At 61.8% G+C, this 18,126-nt stretch carries 11 protein-coding genes; 9 read left to right on the top strand and 2 right to left on the bottom strand.

Going from position 1 to position 18,126, the window contains the following annotated elements:
* The first annotated feature begins 207 nt into the window (after positions 1–207).
* Positions 208–2,676 (top strand): UvrD-helicase domain-containing protein, encoded by a 2,469-nt coding sequence (locus AD659_RS06300; protein ID WP_053119374.1) that lies wholly within the window; start codon positions 208–210, stop codon positions 2,674–2,676.
* Between the two features lie 138 nt (positions 2,677–2,814).
* Here the strand turns inward: AD659_RS06300 and AD659_RS06295 are convergent, their stop codons facing one another.
* Together AD659_RS06295 and AD659_RS06290 are read right to left on the bottom strand one after the other, a co-directional pair.
* On the bottom strand, positions 2,815–3,093 hold the full coding sequence (locus AD659_RS06295) for a DUF1652 domain-containing protein (protein WP_003201764.1): 279 nt from the start codon (positions 3,091–3,093) through the stop codon (positions 2,815–2,817).
* Between the two features lie 193 nt (positions 3,094–3,286).
* The gene (locus AD659_RS06290) at positions 3,287–4,750 is read right to left on the bottom strand and encodes an MFS transporter (protein ID WP_053119372.1); all 1,464 of its coding nucleotides are present in this window, start codon (positions 4,748–4,750) and stop codon (positions 3,287–3,289) included.
* A 132-nt stretch (positions 4,751–4,882) separates the two neighbouring features.
* Here AD659_RS06290 and AD659_RS06285 point away from each other — a divergent pair, with 132 nt between their 5' ends.
* The 8 genes from AD659_RS06285 (at position 4,883) to AD659_RS06250 (ending at position 18,104) form a co-directional block, all read left to right on the top strand.
* Positions 4,883–5,779 carry a LysR family transcriptional regulator gene (locus tag AD659_RS06285; protein ID WP_053119369.1) on the top strand — a complete coding sequence of 299 codons (897 nt, stop codon included), beginning with the start codon at positions 4,883–4,885 and terminating at the stop codon, positions 5,777–5,779.
* A gap of 340 nt (positions 5,780–6,119) precedes the next feature.
* Positions 6,120–7,574 (top strand): serralysin family metalloprotease, encoded by a 1,455-nt coding sequence (locus tag AD659_RS06280; RefSeq protein ID WP_053119367.1) that lies wholly within the window; start codon positions 6,120–6,122, stop codon positions 7,572–7,574.
* Between the two features lie 100 nt (positions 7,575–7,674).
* On the top strand, positions 7,675–8,097 hold the full coding sequence (locus tag AD659_RS06275) for an AprI/Inh family metalloprotease inhibitor (RefSeq protein ID WP_082343528.1): 423 nt from the start codon (positions 7,675–7,677) through the stop codon (positions 8,095–8,097).
* Positions 8,098–8,237: 140 nt separating this feature from the next.
* Entirely contained in the window at positions 8,238–10,025 is a 1,788-nt protein-coding gene (locus AD659_RS06270; protein ID WP_053119363.1) for a type I secretion system permease/ATPase, read from the top strand.
* Complete coding sequence (locus tag AD659_RS06265; RefSeq protein WP_053119361.1) at positions 10,022–11,356, top strand: HlyD family type I secretion periplasmic adaptor subunit; 1,335 nt, start codon at positions 10,022–10,024, stop codon at positions 11,354–11,356. The genes AD659_RS06270 and AD659_RS06265 overlap by 4 nt, the downstream gene beginning before the upstream one ends.
* A gap of 14 nt (positions 11,357–11,370) precedes the next feature.
* Positions 11,371–12,720, top strand: a complete 1,350-nt coding sequence (locus AD659_RS06260) for a TolC family outer membrane protein (RefSeq protein ID WP_053119358.1) — start codon at positions 11,371–11,373, stop codon at positions 12,718–12,720.
* A 333-nt stretch (positions 12,721–13,053) separates the two neighbouring features.
* Positions 13,054–16,074: an autotransporter serine protease gene (locus AD659_RS06255; protein ID WP_231987741.1), complete on the top strand. Its 3,021-nt coding sequence runs from the start codon at positions 13,054–13,056 to the stop codon at positions 16,072–16,074.
* Positions 16,075–16,250: 176 nt separating this feature from the next.
* Positions 16,251–18,104: a polyurethane esterase gene (locus AD659_RS06250; RefSeq protein WP_053119355.1), complete on the top strand. Its 1,854-nt coding sequence runs from the start codon at positions 16,251–16,253 to the stop codon at positions 18,102–18,104.
* Positions 18,105–18,126: the final 22 nt, after the last annotated feature.

The raw sequence follows: 18,126 nt of genomic DNA, 5'->3' as shown, positions 1-18,126 counted from the left end.
CGAGGGTTGATTGGGCTATTTTCGCCAAGCAAACCATCGATAAAAAGCGTAAAAAACGCGTCAAAACCATCGTGTATTTAGATATAAAACCGCGAGCCAACTTTCACTTCATCGCCTAAACCCATGACTTAAAAGCTTTTGGGTGGAACCTGGCGGCAAATACAGACACCATAGTCGTCATGGTTCATGAACGCCCGGAGTTCCAGCGTGTCGCAACACACTCCCGATCTGCCCCCTGAGCTTTTACCCTTGGCCCAGATGCCTTTGCTCAAGCGTCTGGCCGCCCGATTCTTCGGCCATGGCCTGACGCGCCTGCGCGCTCAGCACCGAGCGTCCTGGTTGCACGGCCAGGCCGACGGCTTTCGCAGCGGCCATACCGCCGGTTTTGATTATGGCTACAAGGAAGGCCTGGCCGAAGGGCTTGAAGAGGGCCGCCAGGTTCTGTTGATCCGTGACTCCCGCAGTACGGAGCACCCGGCACCGCAGGTCGATGATTTGCTCTTCGATGACTGGCGTCTGCCGCTGACCGCCGAGTTGAAGAAGCGCATCAAGGCGGACGTGGGCCGATTACTGCCGGCGCATGCACAGCCGAGTGCCGCGCAATGGAAAATGATCTTCAGCGATACGCCGTCCACCTCGGTAGTTGCCGGAGCGGGTGCGGGCAAGTCCACGACGCTGGTGCTGCGCATTGTGCTGCTATCCCACTATCTGGGCTTCGAACTGGACTCGATGACCGTGGTGACGTTTACCCGGGAATCGCGCAAGGACTTCATTCAGAAACTGATCGAAGTTTTTGCCTTGTGGGGGCGAACCGTCAGCCTCAAGGAAGCTCGTGACCTGGTGCGCACGTTTCATTCGCGGATCTTGCCCATGGTCCGCAGCTTGCCAGGATTCGAACGGCTCCAGGCCTTCGAGAACCTGAGCCATCGCGCTGAAGCGGATGACGACGCCCAAGGCAATCCCTTTGATTTGCGTATCAACGACGCCCAACGTCAACAGCTCAACGCCTGTTATCACAACCTTTACCAGCGGGACGTGCGTTTTCGTGAACTGATCCAGCCGTTGTCCCGCCATGCCCTGCAGCTCAAGGAGCTGGAGCGCGATCACCCGGATGTGCAAAAGCGGGTGGCTGTGACCGAACTGGCGGCCCAGCGCGACGAAGAATTGTGCGACGCCGTCGAAGACCTGTGGTTTCGCGCCGGCGCCTGGCCAATCAAAGGGATCGAGCCAAAGCGACAGCGCTTTGAAATCAACGGTTCTACATTCCACTGTCACGGCTACGCGCCGTCCCTGGATGCCTGGGTGATGCTGGGCTTCGATCCGCGAGAAGACGCCCGGCTCAGTCGCCCGGGTGCCAAGTTGAGTATCCGTGCGGAGTGGGCGGTAAAGCGCACCTTGTTTCAAGCTTTCTGTCGTAAGCCGCTGATATGGCTAGAAAGTTATGATGCGTCAAAGCGTGTAGTAGCCTCGATGGCCGGCGACGCCAGCGCTGGGCCCGGGTTCGACTATAAGGTCAAGGGCGAGCTGGGTTCGGCGCCATTGTTGGACTGTTTTGTCGCGGCGGCAGGTTTTATCGAGAACCTTGGCCTGGACGTCTCGGATGCCGTGGGCCGGATGTCCTTTGCCCAGGAGGACCCTGATCGGTATTTTTTCGAGGCATTGAGTCGTTACTGGCGGGCATTCGAAGATCATCTGCTCGATCAGTCGCCGCCGATCATGACCTACAACCGCATGTTCGCGCTGTTCAGCGAGCACTCGCCGGAGAATTTCAAGTTGCTGGGGGATGCGTTGCTCAGACCGCTTTCGCACCTGATGATCGACGAATTCCAGGACGTATCACCGCAGATCGTTTCCTGGCTTCGGGCCAGTCTTCGGGAGGTCCGCAGCCGTGGTCCTGCGTTGCATGTGGGGCGCGGTGCCCAGCGTTCTTCCTTGTTATGTGTCGGCGATGATTGGCAATCGATCTATGGCTGGCGCGGCAGTTCGCCGAGCTATTTCATGGCGTTCAACAAGCAATTCCCGTCGCCAACGACGACACGGGTCATGCTCACCGACAACTACCGCAGCCACCAGCACATCATCGACGCGGCCGAGCACATCGTGCGGGCTGCTGCGGCTATTCCAGGTAAAAAAGCCAAGGCCAGTGGCATGCCTCGCTCGCTCAGCCCGGTCAATGTGCTGGATCGAGACGATGAAGGGCTGGCCCTGCGAGTGGAAGAGCACTATCGCAAGGGTGATTCCATCTTGATGTTGTATCGAAAAAGCAGCGATAAGCTATTGATAGAAAAGCATATTCAATTAATAGTTAATGTCGATTCTAGCTTGCCGTACGATGCCCGGCGGCTTAGGCAAATGACTTACCACAGTGCCAAGGGGCTCCAGGCTGATGCGGTGTTCTTATTGGGTGACTGTCAGCATCTGAGCAGTTCGCCCTACAAGAATCAGGTTTATCGAATGGCTGGGCTGGGGCAGGACGGGGATGCCGAGCCTTACGACACGGCGCAAAAAGATGAAGTTTTGCGTTTGGCGTATGTGGGGATTACTCGTGCAGTGCAGCATTGTTATTGGTATGTCGATGGGCAGGATGGCCAGGCGGCCAATGGGCCTAAGGCTTCGGATCGTGTTGCTTCGGATAAGCCCTTTTTTGCGGATCATCGGCGTGTTCGCAAGGGATAGTTTCTGTTCCCGGGTATGTGTGTATATCCGTTATCGCAGCAACGGATAAGCCCCCAATCCATCCAAAGAAAAAGCGGCGCCTACCAAAAAAATGGAAGGCGCCGCTTTTGCATAGCGTTCGAATGACAACCCACTCTGTCAGGAAGCAAACCGCCGCAACCCAACCGGTGGCACAAAGGCTTCCAGCTCGGCTTCCACCGCCTCGATTATTCGTTCCACATCCGGCGCATTCATCACCGTCGCGCAGGGGATCCCTGCAATAGCGATCATGGTCTCGCCGCTGGCACGATCAAACAACCGGGCAACCATGCTGCCAGGCGCATCCATGCTCGCTTCGAATCCCATGGGATGGAAGTGCCAGCGCATCAACTGGCAAGCGTTGGGGAACGTAACCTTGCTGAAAGATCCTTTATTCATGTGTTGCCCGCCTTCTTCAATCGAGCGCTTCCTTTTGCTCATGTCAGGAAGGAAGAGCCATCGTGGCTCTACCAGTGAGAACTAAAAATAGCACCTGAAAATGAAGCTGATGTGGATTTTTTCAGTCCGTTTTGCGATTGGTTCACTTTTTTTGATCTGGATCACGACCTAAGCGGCAATGCTCAGAATGCCATCACGCTTGGTCGGGCGTGTCCTCAGGTTCGCCCAACCGCTCTGGCACGCGGCATTTCAAGGCAATGACCAGGGCCAGGATCGCCATCGACAGGGCGACGGTGAAGGTCGTGTGCAGACCGCTCGTCACCGCCTCAGGGCTGGCGCGGGTGATGTCATTCGTCGCCGCTGCGGTCGCAAATACCGCGCCGAGTACGGAGGCTCCGGTGAAGAAACCCAGGTTGCGCGAGAGGTTGAGCAGCCCGGCGATGACGCCCCGCCTTTGGGCGGCCACATCGGCCATGACGGCTGTGTTGTTGGCGGTCTGGAACAACGCATAGCCCAGAGTCGTTGTCACGATGGCAGCGAGGTAGCCGGCGATGCCAAGGGCAGGAGGAACGAGTGACAGCATCAGGCAGCCAAGGGCCATGGTTGCCAGGCCGGCGAGTCGCATGGGTTGCACGCCGAACCGATCCGCCAGGCGACCGGCAGGCACTCCGGCCAGCGCCGCGACGCAGGGCCCTGCCGCCAGTACCAGCCCGACGAGGGCCGCGGGCAGTTCGAGGGCGATGGACAGGTAAAAAGGCCCGACCAGCAGGGTCGCCATCATGACCGTCGCGACCAAGGCGCTCGTCGCCAGGCCCGAGATCAATGACCTGTCGCGAAACGCTGTCAAGGGAATCAGCGGCGATACGGTCCGGGACTGGGCCCGAATGAACAGCCCGCCACCCACCAGCGCGGCCAGCAGCAACGCGATATTCGACCCGCCAAAACTCCCGCCCCCGGAGGTCATGGCCAAGGCATAGGCGGCGAGCGTCAGCGCCAACAACACCGTGCCGGCGATGTCGAAGTGGGCCGCCTCGGCCTTCTGCGGCACTTGCCGCACCGGTAGCGCGTACCACGCCAGCCCTAACGTCAGCAGGCCGAGGGGGAGGTTGATCAAAAACAAGGCCTGCCAGCCGAAACCGCTGATCAGCAGGCCGCCGAAGGAGGGGCCAAGGGCCGTGCCCACCGCCGACAGCGTGGCTAGCAGCCCCATGGCGCTGCCGGTTTTTTCCTGAGCGACCGTTTCGCCGACCAGCGCCAAGGTCAGCGTCATCATGATGGCGGCCCCCAGGCCTTGCAGCGCACGACCTGCGATCAGCAGCCAAAGCGAAGGCGCCAGGCCGCAAAGCACCGAAGCCAAGGTGAACAAGGCGATGCCGGCCAAGAGCAGCTTGCGCCGGCCCATCAGGTCGCCCAGGCGGCCGACGCTGACAATCAGCGTGGTCATGGCGAGCAGATAGGCCAGCACCACCCATTGGACTTCTTGGAAAGAGGCATCGAGGGCCTGGACCAGCGTCGGCAGCGCCACTGCCGCCACACTGGCACCCAGGGAGGCCAGCAGCGTCGAGAGCGCAAGGCTGGCCAGGGCCCAGCGCGGTGAAAGGCGCCGGTTCGCGGATGCGGTTGCCGGCTGGGTTGTTTGTGTGTTGATGGGGTTCATCGTATCACCTGTATCCGTGGCGCTCGAAACGGCGCTGTCAGCACGTTACAACTGGACATAACATGGCGGAAGGCGCAGCGTTTGCAGGTTATAGCTGCATCAGACGCCATCTATTCAATTCAGGATTCCGCCATGTCCTCGCCTGACCTCAATTTGCTCGTCACCCTTGATGTGCTGCTCTCGGAAGGCAGCGTGGCCCGGGCCGCCCGGCGGCTGCGGCTCAGCCCGTCGGCCATGAGTCGGGCACTGGCGCGGTTGCGGGAAACCACTGGCGATCCGCTGCTGGTGCGGGCCGGGCGAGGGTTGGTGCCGACACCCCGTGCGCTGGAGTTACGCGAACAGGTCAGCCAGTTGGTGCAGCAAGCCCAGGCGGTGCTGCGCCCGATGGCGACCCCGGACCTTGGGCGCTTGAGCCGCACGTTCACGCTGCGCACCCGTGAGGGCTTCGTGGAAAACTTCGCCATCGACTTGATCAACCGCATTCACGAGCAAGCACCCGGCGTGCGGCTGCGTTTCGTGGAAAAGACCGACCGGGACAGCACCGCGCTTCGCCAAGGCACCGTGGACCTGGAAACGGCCGTGGTGGACAAGGACACCAGCCCGGAATTGCGAACCCAGGCGTTGTTCAGCGACCGCCTGATTGGCGTGGTGCGCATGGGACACCCGCTGAGCCAGACGGCGGTGAGCGCCGCCGGTTATGCGGCGGGCGGGCACATCGGCGTCTCGATGCGCGGCCTGGATCATGGCCTCATCGACCAGGCCCTGGCGGCGCTGGACCTGTCCCGGGAAATAGTCACCAGCGTGCCAGGCTTTTCCTCGGCGCTTGGGCTGGTCCGGTCCAGCGACCTGATCGCCAGCGTGCCTGAGCGCTACACCACCAGGCTGCGGATCGGCCTGCACAGTTTTACGCTGCCATTCCCGGTGCCTGGGTTCACGATCGCCATGCTCTGGCACCCACGGATGGATGCCGACCCGGTGCATCGCTGGCTTCGAGGCTGTTTGCGGGAAGTGTGTGCAAGTAAACCCTAGTGGTTTAGTAGATATTCATTAATAGCATTTCGCTGGCACTTAGTTGCTGGAAGTGCGATGGGCTTCGCAAATGACTAGTTACCGATATTTAATATTTAAATAGAGTTTTGTCCGACAATCTGCAACTCGGTCAGTTCGAGGCGTGCACTAACGAGGCAGAACCCTATTGTTTACAGGTGTTAAGTGCCCGGTTGTGAAATTCAACGAAAAAATTGCTAGACGTTTGATTTCCAATTGTGTCAGGTTTCTTACGTCCTCATTGGGCGAGTGATAGGACGACCTCGCCAGAGATCGTCTGTCTGACTAAAACTGTTCCATTTGCAAACAAGGAAGTGTGTTTATGTCGAAAGTCAAAAGCAGCGCTATCGATTCTGCCGAACAACTCCTCTGGGCTCCGCAACTGGCCGCTCCCAGTAATGCGTTCAACCAGATCAATAGTTTCAGTCACCAATACGACCGCGGCGGTAACCTGACCGTCAACGGCAAACCGTCGTACTCCGTCGACGAGGCAGCCACCCAGTTGCTGCGTGATGGCGCGGCTTATCAGGACCGGGACGGCAGCGGCAAGATCGAGCTGACCTATACCTTCCTGACGTCGGCTTCTTCCAGCACCATGAACAAGCACGGGATCAGCGGCTTCAGCCAGTTCAGCGCCCAGCAGAAAGGCCAGGCCGCCCTGGCCATGCAATCCTGGGCGGACGTGGCCAATGTCACCTTCACCGAAAAAGCCACTGGTGGCGACGGTCACATGACCTTCGGCAACTACAGCGGCGGCCAGGATGGCGCAGCGGCGTTCGCCTACCTTCCGGGGACTGGCGCCGGCTATGACGGGACGTCCTGGTACCTGATCAACAGCAGCTACACCCAGAACAAGAACCCGGACCTGAACAACTACGGCCGCCAGACCCTGACCCACGAAATCGGCCACACCCTTGGCCTGGCCCACCCGGGTGACTACAACGCTGGCGAAGGCAGCCCGACCTACGATGACGCGACCTATGGCCAGGACACCCGTGGCTACAGCGTCATGAGCTACTGGAGCGAAAGCAATACCGACCAGAACTTCAGCAAGGGCGGCATCGAAGCCTACGCCTCGGGTCCGCTGATGGATGACATCGCGGCCATCCAGAAACTCTACGGTGCCAACACCACGACCCGTACCGGCGATTCGACCTACGGCTTCAACTCCAACACCGGTCGTGACTTTCTCAGTGCTTCTTCGTCGTCGGACAAAGTGGTGTTTTCGGTATGGGACGCGGGCGGCCGCGACACCCTGGATTTCTCCGGTTTCACCCAGAACCAGAAGATCAACCTCAATGACGCCTCGTTCTCCGACGTGGGTGGCATGGTGGGCAACGTGTCCATCGCCCAAGGTGCAATCATCGAAAATGCCATCGGCGGCTCGGGCAGCGACCTGCTGATCGGCAACGCGGTGGCCAACGAGCTCAAGGGCGGAGCCGGCAACGATATCCTCTGGGGCGCCGGTGGGGCGGACAAGCTCTGGGGCGGCTCGGGTTCGGACACCTTCGTGTTCGCCGCCAGTTCCGATTCGAGGCCTGGGGCCACCGACCAGATCCTCGATTTCATCGGTGGCCTGGACAAGATCGACCTGACCGGTATCACCAAGGGCGCGGGCCTGCATTTTGTCAGCGCCTTCACCGGTGCGGCGGGGGATGCGGTGTTGTCGACATCGGGTGGCAACAGCCTGCTGTCGGTGGACTTCTCCGGGCACGGCGTGGCTGACTTCCTGGTCAGCACCGTCGGCCAGGCGGCGGCCTCGGATATCGTGGCGTAACGCTGAAACCCCTGTAGGAGCTGTCGAGCGGAGCGAGGCTGCTCCGCTCGACAGCTCCTACAGAACCCCGGCCAGGATGAAAGAAATGTGTAGAAAGTTCATGCCCTGTAGCGTTCAGGCAACCGCCGGGTTGCTCGCTACGCTGATGATGTTTTGTGGAGAAGTCGCCATGGCGCGCAGCCTGTTGTTAGCAGAACCCTCGCAGTTGGCAGGTCAGTGGCAGGCAATTCTGTCGAGCCCGCAAGACACCACGCAAAGCCAGGCACTGCAGGACAAGCCGTCCAACACCTGCCTGGTCGAACTCAAGGCGGACCAGACCCTCGGGGGGCAAACCGATTGCCTGGGGCACTGGTTGGGAGATGAACCGGTTCGTTGGTTCACCGAACCCGACGGTCTTTCCCTGATCGGCAAGCAAGACTCCAGGACACACTTGGGGCTGCGTCAGGGACATCACTACCAAATGACCCTGAAGTCCGGTTTGATACTTAGGCTTGAACGGAATAAGTCCCAGAGCGCCCATTAACGAGTTTATACAGTTGGGTAATCATCGAGTCACGCTTGTTCAAACAGGCGTGCATGTCGGTGTGCACCGCATCAACCATCAAAGATTGGTAAGTTGAACTAACGGCCGGTTCGCTGGCAAAGCCAACAGCAAGGAAGATCATGAATAGGGCAAGGAGCGCAGCCGCAGTGCCGCTGTTTAAAGCGCTGGGCGATTATAAAACCATTCTGATCAGTGTCGGTTGTTTTACCGCGCTGATTAACGTCCTGATGCTCGCACCTTCGATTTATATGCTCCAAGTGTATGACCGCGGGCTGTCGTCACAGAACGAAACCACCCTGGTGATGTTGTCGTTGATGGTGGTGGGCTTCTTCGTGTTCATCGGGCTGCTGGAAATGGTCCGCAGCTTCGTGGTCATCCGCATCGGCAGCCAGTTGGAAAGACGCTTCAACCTCCAGGTCTACAGGGCCGCGTTCGAGCGCAATCTGCGTCAGGGCGAAGGCAACGCCGGGCAATCCCTGGGCGACCTCACGCATATTCGCCAATTTCTCACCGGGCCGGCGCTGTTCGCTTTTTTCGATGCGCCGTGGTTTCCCGTCTATCTGCTGGTGATCTACCTGTTCAACGTGTGGCTCGGCGTGTTTGCCTCCGTCGGCACGCTGCTGTTGATCGGCCTGGCGTGCCTGAACGAGGCCATGACCAAAAAAGCGCTGGGGCAGGCCAGCGTCTACTCGCAACAGTCCAGCCAACTGGCCACCAGCCACTTGCACAACGCCGAGACGATCCAGGCCATGGGCATGCTCGGGGCGCTGCGCAGCCGTTGGTTTGCCGTGCATACACGTTTTCTCGGCCTGCAAAACCAGGCCAGTGACACCGGCGCGGTGATCAGTTCGCTGAGCAAGACCCTGCGCCTGTGCCTGCAATCTTTGGTGCTGGGCCTGGGCGCGCTGTTGGTGATCAAGGGCGACATGACCGCCGGGATGATGATTGCCGGCTCGATCCTGATGGGACGGGTGTTGAGCCCCATCGACCAGGTGATCGCCGTGTGGAAGCAGTGGAGCGGCGCCAAGCTGGCTTATCGCCGTCTCGATGCGTTGTTGCAGGCGTTTGCGCCCCAGGATGACGCTATGACGCTGCCGGCGCCCAAGGGCCAGGTGAGTTTCGAACACGTGAGTGCCGGGCCACCGGGGCAACGCAACGCGACGTTGCAGCAGGTCAGCTTCAGCCTGGCCGCCGGGGAAGTACTGGGTGTGCTGGGGGCGTCCGGTTCGGGAAAGTCGACGCTGGCCCGGGTGTTGGTGGGTGTCTGGCCGACTCTCGCGGGGACGGTGCGCCTCGACGGGGCCGATATTCATCGCTGGAATCGCGAGCAACTCGGCCCGCACATCGGCTACCTGCCCCAGGACATCGAGCTGTTCAGCGGCAGCATCGCCGAAAACATCGCCCGATTTCGCCACGCCGATCCGCAGAAAGTCGTCGCTGCCGCGCAACAGGCCGGGGTTCATGAATTGATCCTGCGCCTGCCCCAGGGCTACGACACGGTGCTGGGGGAGGACGGCGGTGGTTTGTCCGGCGGGCAGAAGCAACGGGTCGCGCTGGCTCGGGCGATGTACGACCGGCCGAGCCTGGTGGTGCTCGACGAGCCCAACTCCAACCTCGACACGGTGGGTGAAGCGGCACTCGCCAGTGCCATAGCGCAGATGAAGGCCCAGGGCACCAGCGTCGTGCTGGTCACCCATCGCTCTTCGGCATTGGCCCAGGCCGACAAGTTGTTGGTGCTCGATGACGGTCGACTACAAGCCTTCGGCCCGAGCCAGCAAGTGCTGCGGGCGTTGTCCGGCCATTCGGACTCACCGCGCAACTCATCACCGAGCAGCCCACAGGCGACACCCAACGGACTGAGCATGAGTCGCCAGTACCAGTCCGCCAGCAAACCGGGTGGCGTATGAGCAAGGATTGCGACATGAACCTCGAGCATTCCCAGGACCTTGAGCACCCGGAACGCGACGCCCGTTTCTTTACCCGCATGGGCTGGGCACTGGCGCTGGTGGGGGCCGGGAGTTTTTTCACCTGGGCCAGCCTGGCGCCGCTGGACCAGGGCATCCCCGTGCAAGGCACTGTGGTGGTCTCAGGCAAGCGTAAGGCGGTGCAGTCGATGAGCAGCGGGGTGGTCAGCCGGATCCTGGTGCGCGAAGGCGAGGCGGTGAAGCAAGGGCAGCCGTTGTTCCGCCTGGACCAGACTCAGGCCGCCGCCGACGTGCAATCGCTGCAAGCCCAGTATCGGATGTCCTGGGCCAGTTTGGCGCGTTGGCAAAGCGAGCGGGACAACCTGTTGCAGGTGAGTTTCCCGGCAGAGCTGAGTCGCGATCCCGATCCACGCCTGGCCCTGGTACTTGAAGGCCAGCGGCAACTGTTCAGCAGCCGCCGTGAAGCGTTCGCCCGGGAACAGGCGGCGTTGCGCGCCAGCATCGAGGGCGCCACGGCGCAACTGGCGGGCATGCGCCGGGCACGAAGTGACTTGACCGCCCAGGCCGAATCCCTGCGTTTGCAACTGGGCAATCTGCAACCCTTGGCGGACAACGGCTACATTCCGCGCAACCGCCTGCTGGACTATCAACGCCAGTTGTCGCAAGTGCAGCAGGAACTGGCGCAGAACAGCGGCGAAAGCGGGCGGGTGGAGCAGGGGATCGTCGAGTCGCGCCTGAAGCTTCAGCAGCACAACGAGGAATACCAGAAAGAAGTGCGCAGCCAATTGGCCGACGCCCAGCTCAAGAGCGAAACCCTGCAACAGCAACTGAAATCCGCCGGGTTCGAACTGCAACACAGTGAAATCCTCGCCACCGCCGACGGCATCGCCGTGAACCTGGGGGTGCACACCGAAGGCGCGGTGGTGCGCCAGGGCGATACCTTGCTGGAAATCGTCCCCCAGGGCACGCGGCTGGAGGTGGAAGGGCATCTGCCTGTGCACCTGATCGACAAGGTCGGCCCGCATTTGCCGGCGGACATCCTTTTCACGGCTTTCAACCAGAACCGCACGCCCAGGGTGCCGGGAGAGGTCAGCCTGATTTCCGCCGACCAGATGCTCGATGAGAAAACCGGCGCGCCGTACTACGTGCTGCGCAGCAGCGTCAGCGACGTGGCGATGGACAAGCTCAACGGCTTGGTGATCAAGCCTGGCATGCCGGCGGAGATGTTCGTGCGCACCGGCGAACGCTCGTTGCTCAACTACCTGTTCAAACCGCTGCTCGACCGAGCTGGCTCTGCATTGACCGAAGAATAAGGATGTCCGGCGGTATGAAGCGTTTCTATGGGATGGCCGTGCTGGCCGTTTTCGTGTGCAACAGCGCCTGGGCCATGGGGCCCTTCGAGTTCTATGAGCAGGCCTTGCGCAATGATCCGGTCTACCTGGGCGCGATCAAGGCGCGCGATGCGGGCCTGGAGAACCGCGCCATTGGCCGCGCCGGGCTGTTGCCACACTTGGGCTACAGCTACAACAAGGGCCGCAACCAGTCCAAGGTCACCTACCTCAATGACCGTGGCGCCAGCCAGCATGACGATCGCAACTACAGCAGCTACGGCTCCAGCCTGACGCTGCAACAACCCTTGCTGGACTATGAGGCGTACGCAGCCTACCGAAAGGGCGTGGCCCAGGCGTTGTTCGCCGACGAAAGCTTTCGTGACAAGAGCCAGGCGCTGCTGGTGCGGGTGCTGAGCCAGTACACACAGGCGCTGTTCGCCCAGGACCAGATCGACATTGCCCGGGCCAAGAAAAAGGCTTTCGAGCAGCAATTCCAGCAGAACGAACAGCTGTTTCGCCAGGGCGAAGGGACCCGCACCGACATCCTTGAGGCGCAGGCGCGCTATGAACTGGCAATCGCCGAAGAAATCGAGGCGCGGGATGAGCAGGATGCCGCCTTGCGTGAGCTGGGTTCGTTGATTGGTGTCCCGGCCCTGGACATCGACGACCTGGCTCCCTTGCACGACACCTTCCAGACCTTCGCCTTGCAGCCGGCCAGTTTCGACACCTGGCATGAGCTGGCGGTGAGCAATAACCCCAGCCTGGCGTCCCAGCGCCAGGCGGTGGACGTGGCGCGCTTCGAGGTAGAACGCAACCGTGCCGGGCACCTGCCCAAGGTCAATGCCTACGCGACGATGCGCCAAAACGAATCGGAAAGTGGCAACACCTACAACCAGCGCTACGACACCAACACCATCGGCCTGGAAGTCAGCGTGCCGCTGTACGCCGGCGGTGGGGTCTCGGCGTCGACGCGCCAGGCCAGTCGCAATATGGAGCAGGCCGAATACGAGCTGGAGGCCAAGACCCGCGAGACGTTGATCGAGTTGCGCCGGCAGTTCAGCGCCTGCGTGTCGGGGGTGAACAAACTGCGGGCCTACCAGAAAGCCCTGAGCTCCGCCGAAGCGCTGGTGGTCTCGACCCGGCAAAGCATTCTCGGCGGCGAGCGGGTCAACCTCGATGCGCTCAATGCCGAGCAACAGCTCTACACCACCCGCCGCGACCTGGCCCAGGCCCGCTACGACTACCTCATGGCCTGGACCAAGCTGCATTACTACGCCGGCACCCTCGGCGCACAGGATTTGGCGAAGGTGGATGAGGCGTTTGTGTCCCGCGTGGACGTTCAATGATAGCGAGGATGCCGTTGTGGCGAGGGAGCTTGCTCCCGCTCGAGTGCGAAGCGCTCGCAGGCTTTTTGGGGGCCGCTGCGCAGCCCAGCGGGAGCAAGCTCCCTCGCCACAAAGGCCAAGGCAAGGCAAGGCAAGGCAAGGCAAGGCAAGCTACAAAACCAGGGCCTATTAAATAAGCCAAGGCCTGCCACAGAGGTTGGGGCAAGCCTCATCAGGCCGCGCAGAGCACAGGATTTTTGCAGTAACTAAGGATGGTTCGTGATGAAAATCGATAACAAAAAACAACCCGGGCCGAGAGGTCGCGTGTTCCTGCTCAAGACCCTCAACCACGCCATGCTCTGCGCCCTGGCGACTTTGGGCACGGCCCAGGCGGCGCCTTATGTCGAGGGCGGCAGGACGGGTGACCCGGCTAGTTGGCGCAGCAGCGAATTCGACGCCGAATGGGGCCTGGGTGCGATCAATGCGCAGCAGGCCTACGCCGCCGGGTACACCGGCAAGGGCGTCAAACTGGGGATCTTCGACCAGCCGGTCTACGCGGCGCACCCGGAGTTCTCCGGCACCGGCAAAGTCGTGACCTTGGTCACCAGCGGCATCCGCGAGTACACCGACCCCTACATCCCGGTGAAGGCCGGTGATCCGTTCCGCTACGATGGTTCACCCTCCGTCGGCTCGGACGGCAAGCTGGGTTCCCATGGCACCCACGTCGGTGGGATCGCCGCCGGCAGTCGCGATGGCGGGCCGATGCATGGCGTGGCGTTCGATGCGCAGATCATCAGCGCCGACAACGGCGACCCGGGCCCCGAGGACGGCATCATCCGGGGCAACGACGGCGCGGTGTACAAGGCGGGCTGGGACGCGTTGATCGCCAGCGGCGCACGGATCATCAACAACAGTTGGGGCATCGGCATCACCGACCGCTTCGACCAGGGCGGTCGTGATCCGGCGTTTCCGCACTTCACTGTGCAGGATGCGCAACTGCAATTCGATCAGATCCAGCCGTTGCTGGGCACCAAGCCCGGCGGTGCCTACGAGGGCGCCATTGCCGCGGCTCGCAGCGGGATCGTGACGATTTTCGCCGCCGGCAACGACTACAACCTCAACAACCCCGATGCCATCGCGGGCCTGGCGTATTTCGTTCCGGACATCGCGCCGAACTGGCTCACCGTGGCGGCGTTGCAAGTCAACCCGGATACCGCCAGCCCCGATCCGTACACACTCAGTACCTTCTCGTCGCGCTGCGGCTACAGCGCCAGCTTCTGCGTGTCGGCACCGGGCACCCGGGTCTACAGTGCCGTGATCGGTGGCACCAATGCCGACGACCTGACCGTGGGCTACGCCAACAAGAGCGGCACGTCCATGGCTGCGCCCCATGTCGCCGGCAGCGTGGCGGTGTTGATGGAGCGTTTCCCTTACATGACCGGTGATCAGGTCGCCAGCGTGCTGCGCACCACCGCCACCGACATGGGCGCGCCGGGCGTCGATTCGTTGTATGGCTGGGGCATGATCAACCTGGGCAAGGCCATCGACGGTCCGTCGATGTTGGTGACCGAGCAGGACATTCCCGAGGAATTTCGCATCGATGGCGCCTATGGCTCCGGTCAACTCGTGGCGGACCTGCCGGGCATCGGCGCGATCATCGATGCCGGCAAACCCACGGAGCGGGTGTGCAGCGGCATCCAATGTGGCCTGGACCTTTGGCGCAATGACATCGCCGGCCATGGCGGGCTGACCAAGGAAGGCATCGGCACCCTGGTGCTCACCGGCGAAAACACCTACAGCGGGCCGACCCTGGTCAATCAAGGGCGGCTGGCGATCAATGGCTCCTTGGTGTCGGCGGTTACCGTCAATGACGGCGGCATCCTCGGCGGCAACGGGCGCATCGCCAGCCTGACCGCCAACCGTGGCGGCAGCGTGGCGCCGGGTAACTCCATCGGCACCTTGCAAGTGGCCGGCGACGTGACGTTCCAACCCGGTTCGAACTACGCGGTGGAAGTCTCGCCTACCTCCAGTGACCTGATCGTGGCCGGCGGCGAGGCTTCCATTGATGGGGCGACGGTGTCGCTGTCCCTGGAAAACAGCTCGACGCTGCTGACGGCTGGCGAAGTGAAAAGCCTGCTGGGCCGGCAATTCAACATCCTGCAGGCCGCCGGTGGCATTAATGGGCGTTTCGCCGAAGTGTTGCCCAACTACGCGTTTCTAGGGGGCGACCTGGCCTACGGCGCCAGCGGCATTCAACTGGCGGTCGAGCGCAACGACGCGTCATTTGCCAGCCTCGCCCGGACGCCCAACCAGCGTTCCGTGGCCGCTGCCGCCGAGCAACTGGGCGCCGGCAACGGGCTGTACGAGGCGCTGCTGCTGGCACCCAGCGCCGCCGTGGCACAACAGGCGTTCCAGCAGTTGTCCGGCGAGATTCACCCGGCCATCGGCACGCTGTTGATCAGCGACAGCCGCCATTTGCGCGACGCCGTGGGCGATCGCCTGCGCCAGGACGCACTCTACGACGCCGGTACGCCGACCGATGCCAGCAGCAATGCCTGGTTCAAGGTGCTGGGCGCTTGGGGCAAGAACGAGGGTGGACATGATAGCGCCGCCACGACCAGCTCCATCGGTGGCTTGCTGGCCGGTGTGGATGGGCTGATCGCTGAGCAGACGCGACTGGGCTTCGTCACCGGCTACAGCGACAGCTCGTTGAGCATGGGCGACGGCACCCATTCTTCGGCCAAGGCCGACAGCTACCACCTGGGTGTCTATTTGGGGCATGAGATCGACGCACTGCGCCTGACCGTCGGCGCCGCCCACAGTTGGCATCGCATCGACGTCAAGCGTGACCTGCAATGGGGCGACGTCAGTGGCCGGGAGAAAACCAAGCGCGATGCCCGAACCACCCAGCTCTTTACCGAAGCGGCGTATCGCCTCGATCTGCAACCGGTGGCCCTGGAACCGTTCGCCAACCTGGCCTACGTGCATCTGGACAGCGACAGCTTCCATGAGAAAGGCGACAACGCCGCCCTGCACGGTGGTGACGACCGGCGCGATGCCGTGCTCTCGACCCTGGGCGTGCGGGCCAGCCACACCCTGGCGCTGTCGGATCAACAGCAACTGCAACTGTCCGGCTCCCTCGGCTGGCAGCACAACTTGAGCAACACCACCTCCGAACAGGACTTGGCATTCGCCGGCAGCAGCAACACCTTCGCGGTGCAGAGCGTGTCCATGGACCGCAACGCTGCGGCGGTCGGTGCCCGTGCCGGGCTCGCGGTCGCCAAGGATGTGCGGGTCAACCTGGATTACAACGGCCTGATCGGCGCCCGGGATAAAACCCATGGCGTAGGCCTGACGCTGGATTGGCAGTTCTGACGGCGAAGGTGCCGCGTAGGAGCTGTGTAGGAGCTGTCGAGTGCAACGAGGCTGCGATCTTTCCAAGGACACTTGAATCTCAAGCGAAAGATCAAAAGATCGCAACCTTCGGCAGCTCCTACAGGGCGCAGCCCGCCCGGTTATAGCATTCCAACAACAAAAAGTGAGCAACCACCATGGGTATCTACGACTACAAGAACTTCGGCACCACCGAATCCAAGGCACTGGCCAGCGACGCAATGGCGATCATGCTGTATTCCTACCACAACCTCGATCACGGCTTTGCCGCCGGGTACCAGCACAACGGCTTCGGTGCGGGCCTGCCGGCGACCCTGGTGACCGCGCTGCTGGGGGGCACCGATTCCCAAGGGGTGATTCCCGGCGTGCCGTGGAATCCCGATTCGGAAAAACTCGCCCTGGAGGCTGTGCAGAAAGCCGGCTGGACGCCCATCAGCGCCACGCAACTGGGCTACACCGGCAAGGTGGACGGTCGCGGGACGTTCTTTGGCGAAAAGGCCGGCTACACCACCGCGCAGGTGGAGATCCTTGGCAAGTACGACGCAACGGGGCAATTGCAGGAAATCGGCGTGTCGTTTCGCGGCACCAGCGGCCCCCGGGAAAACCTGATTGGCGATTCCATCGGCGACGTGATCAACGACCTGATGGCCGCGCTGGGCCCCAAGGACTATGCAAAAAACTATGCCGGCGAAGCCTTTGGCAGCCTGCTGGGGGACGTCGCGAAGTTTGCCCAGGCCCATGGCCTGACGGGCGCGGACGTGCTGGTCAGCGGACACAGCCTGGGTGGGCTGGCGGTCAACAGCCTGGCGGACTTGAGCGCCAATAAATGGTCAGGTTTCTACGCCGATGCCAACTACATCGCTTACGCCTCGCCAACCCAGAGCAGTACCGACAAGGTGTTGAACATCGGCTACGAGAACGATCCGGTGTTCCGCGCCCTGGACGGCTCGACGTTCAACCTCGCGTCGGTGGGCGTGCACGATGTGCAGCAGGACTCGGCCACCAATAACATCGTCAGTTTCAATGACCACTACGCTTCGGCGGCTTGGAACGTGTTGCCGTTTTCCATCCTCAACATTCCCACCTGGATTTCCCACCTGCCCAGCGGCTACAGCGATGGCATGGGCCGGATCATGGGCTCGGCGTTCTACGACCTCACCGAAAAGGACTCCACCGTCATCGTCGCCAACCTGTCGGACCCTGCGCGGGCCACTACCTGGGTCCAGGACCTCAACCGCAATGCCGAAACCCACACCGGCAGCACGTTCATCATTGGCAGTGACAGCAATGACTTGATCCAGGGCGGCCAGGGCAACGACTACCTGGAAGGCCGCGCCGGCAACGATACCTTTCGCGATGGCGGTGGCTACAACGTGATACTGGGCGGGCAGGGCAGCAACAGCCTGCAACTGCAGCAGTCGGTGAAGGATTTCAGTTTCGCCCATAACGGTGCCGGGACGCTGTACCTGCGCGATGCCCATGGCGCGATCAGCATCACCCGCGACATTGGCACCTTGGTCAGTAAAGAGTCCGGATTGTTCTGGGGGTTGCTCAAGGATGAGGTGAGCCACAGCGTCACCGCCAATGGCCTGGTGGCGGGCGCCAACCTGACGGCGTATGCGTCTTCGGTCAAGGGCAGCGCGGCCAACGACACCCTGATGGCGGGGGCGAAGGGTGACTGGCTGTTCGGCCAGGACGGCAACGATGTACTGGTGGGTGGCGCGGGTAACGACACCTTCGTCGGCGGTGTGGGAAACGACCTGATGCAATCGGGCGGTGGCAGCGACACCTTCCTTTTCAACGGCGCGTTCGGCCAGGACCGGATCAGTGGTTATGAGGCGGGGGACAAGCTGGTGTTCCTCGGCGTACCGGGTGCCGTGGCCGGCCATGACTACAGCGATTACCTGTCACAAGTGGGCAATGACACGCTGCTCAAGGTTGGCGACAGTTCTGTGACCTTGGTGGGGGTTGGTATCGGGCAGGTTGGCGGCGAAGGGATCGTGTTCACCTGATACCGCTATCGCGAGCAAGCTC

The organism is Pseudomonas thivervalensis, assembly GCF_001269655.1.
Taxonomy (GTDB): Bacteria; Pseudomonadota; Gammaproteobacteria; order Pseudomonadales; family Pseudomonadaceae; genus Aquipseudomonas; species Aquipseudomonas thivervalensis.
The sequence above is the reverse complement of the archived record's forward strand: the minus strand, read 5'-3'. Positions and strand labels throughout refer to the sequence as shown.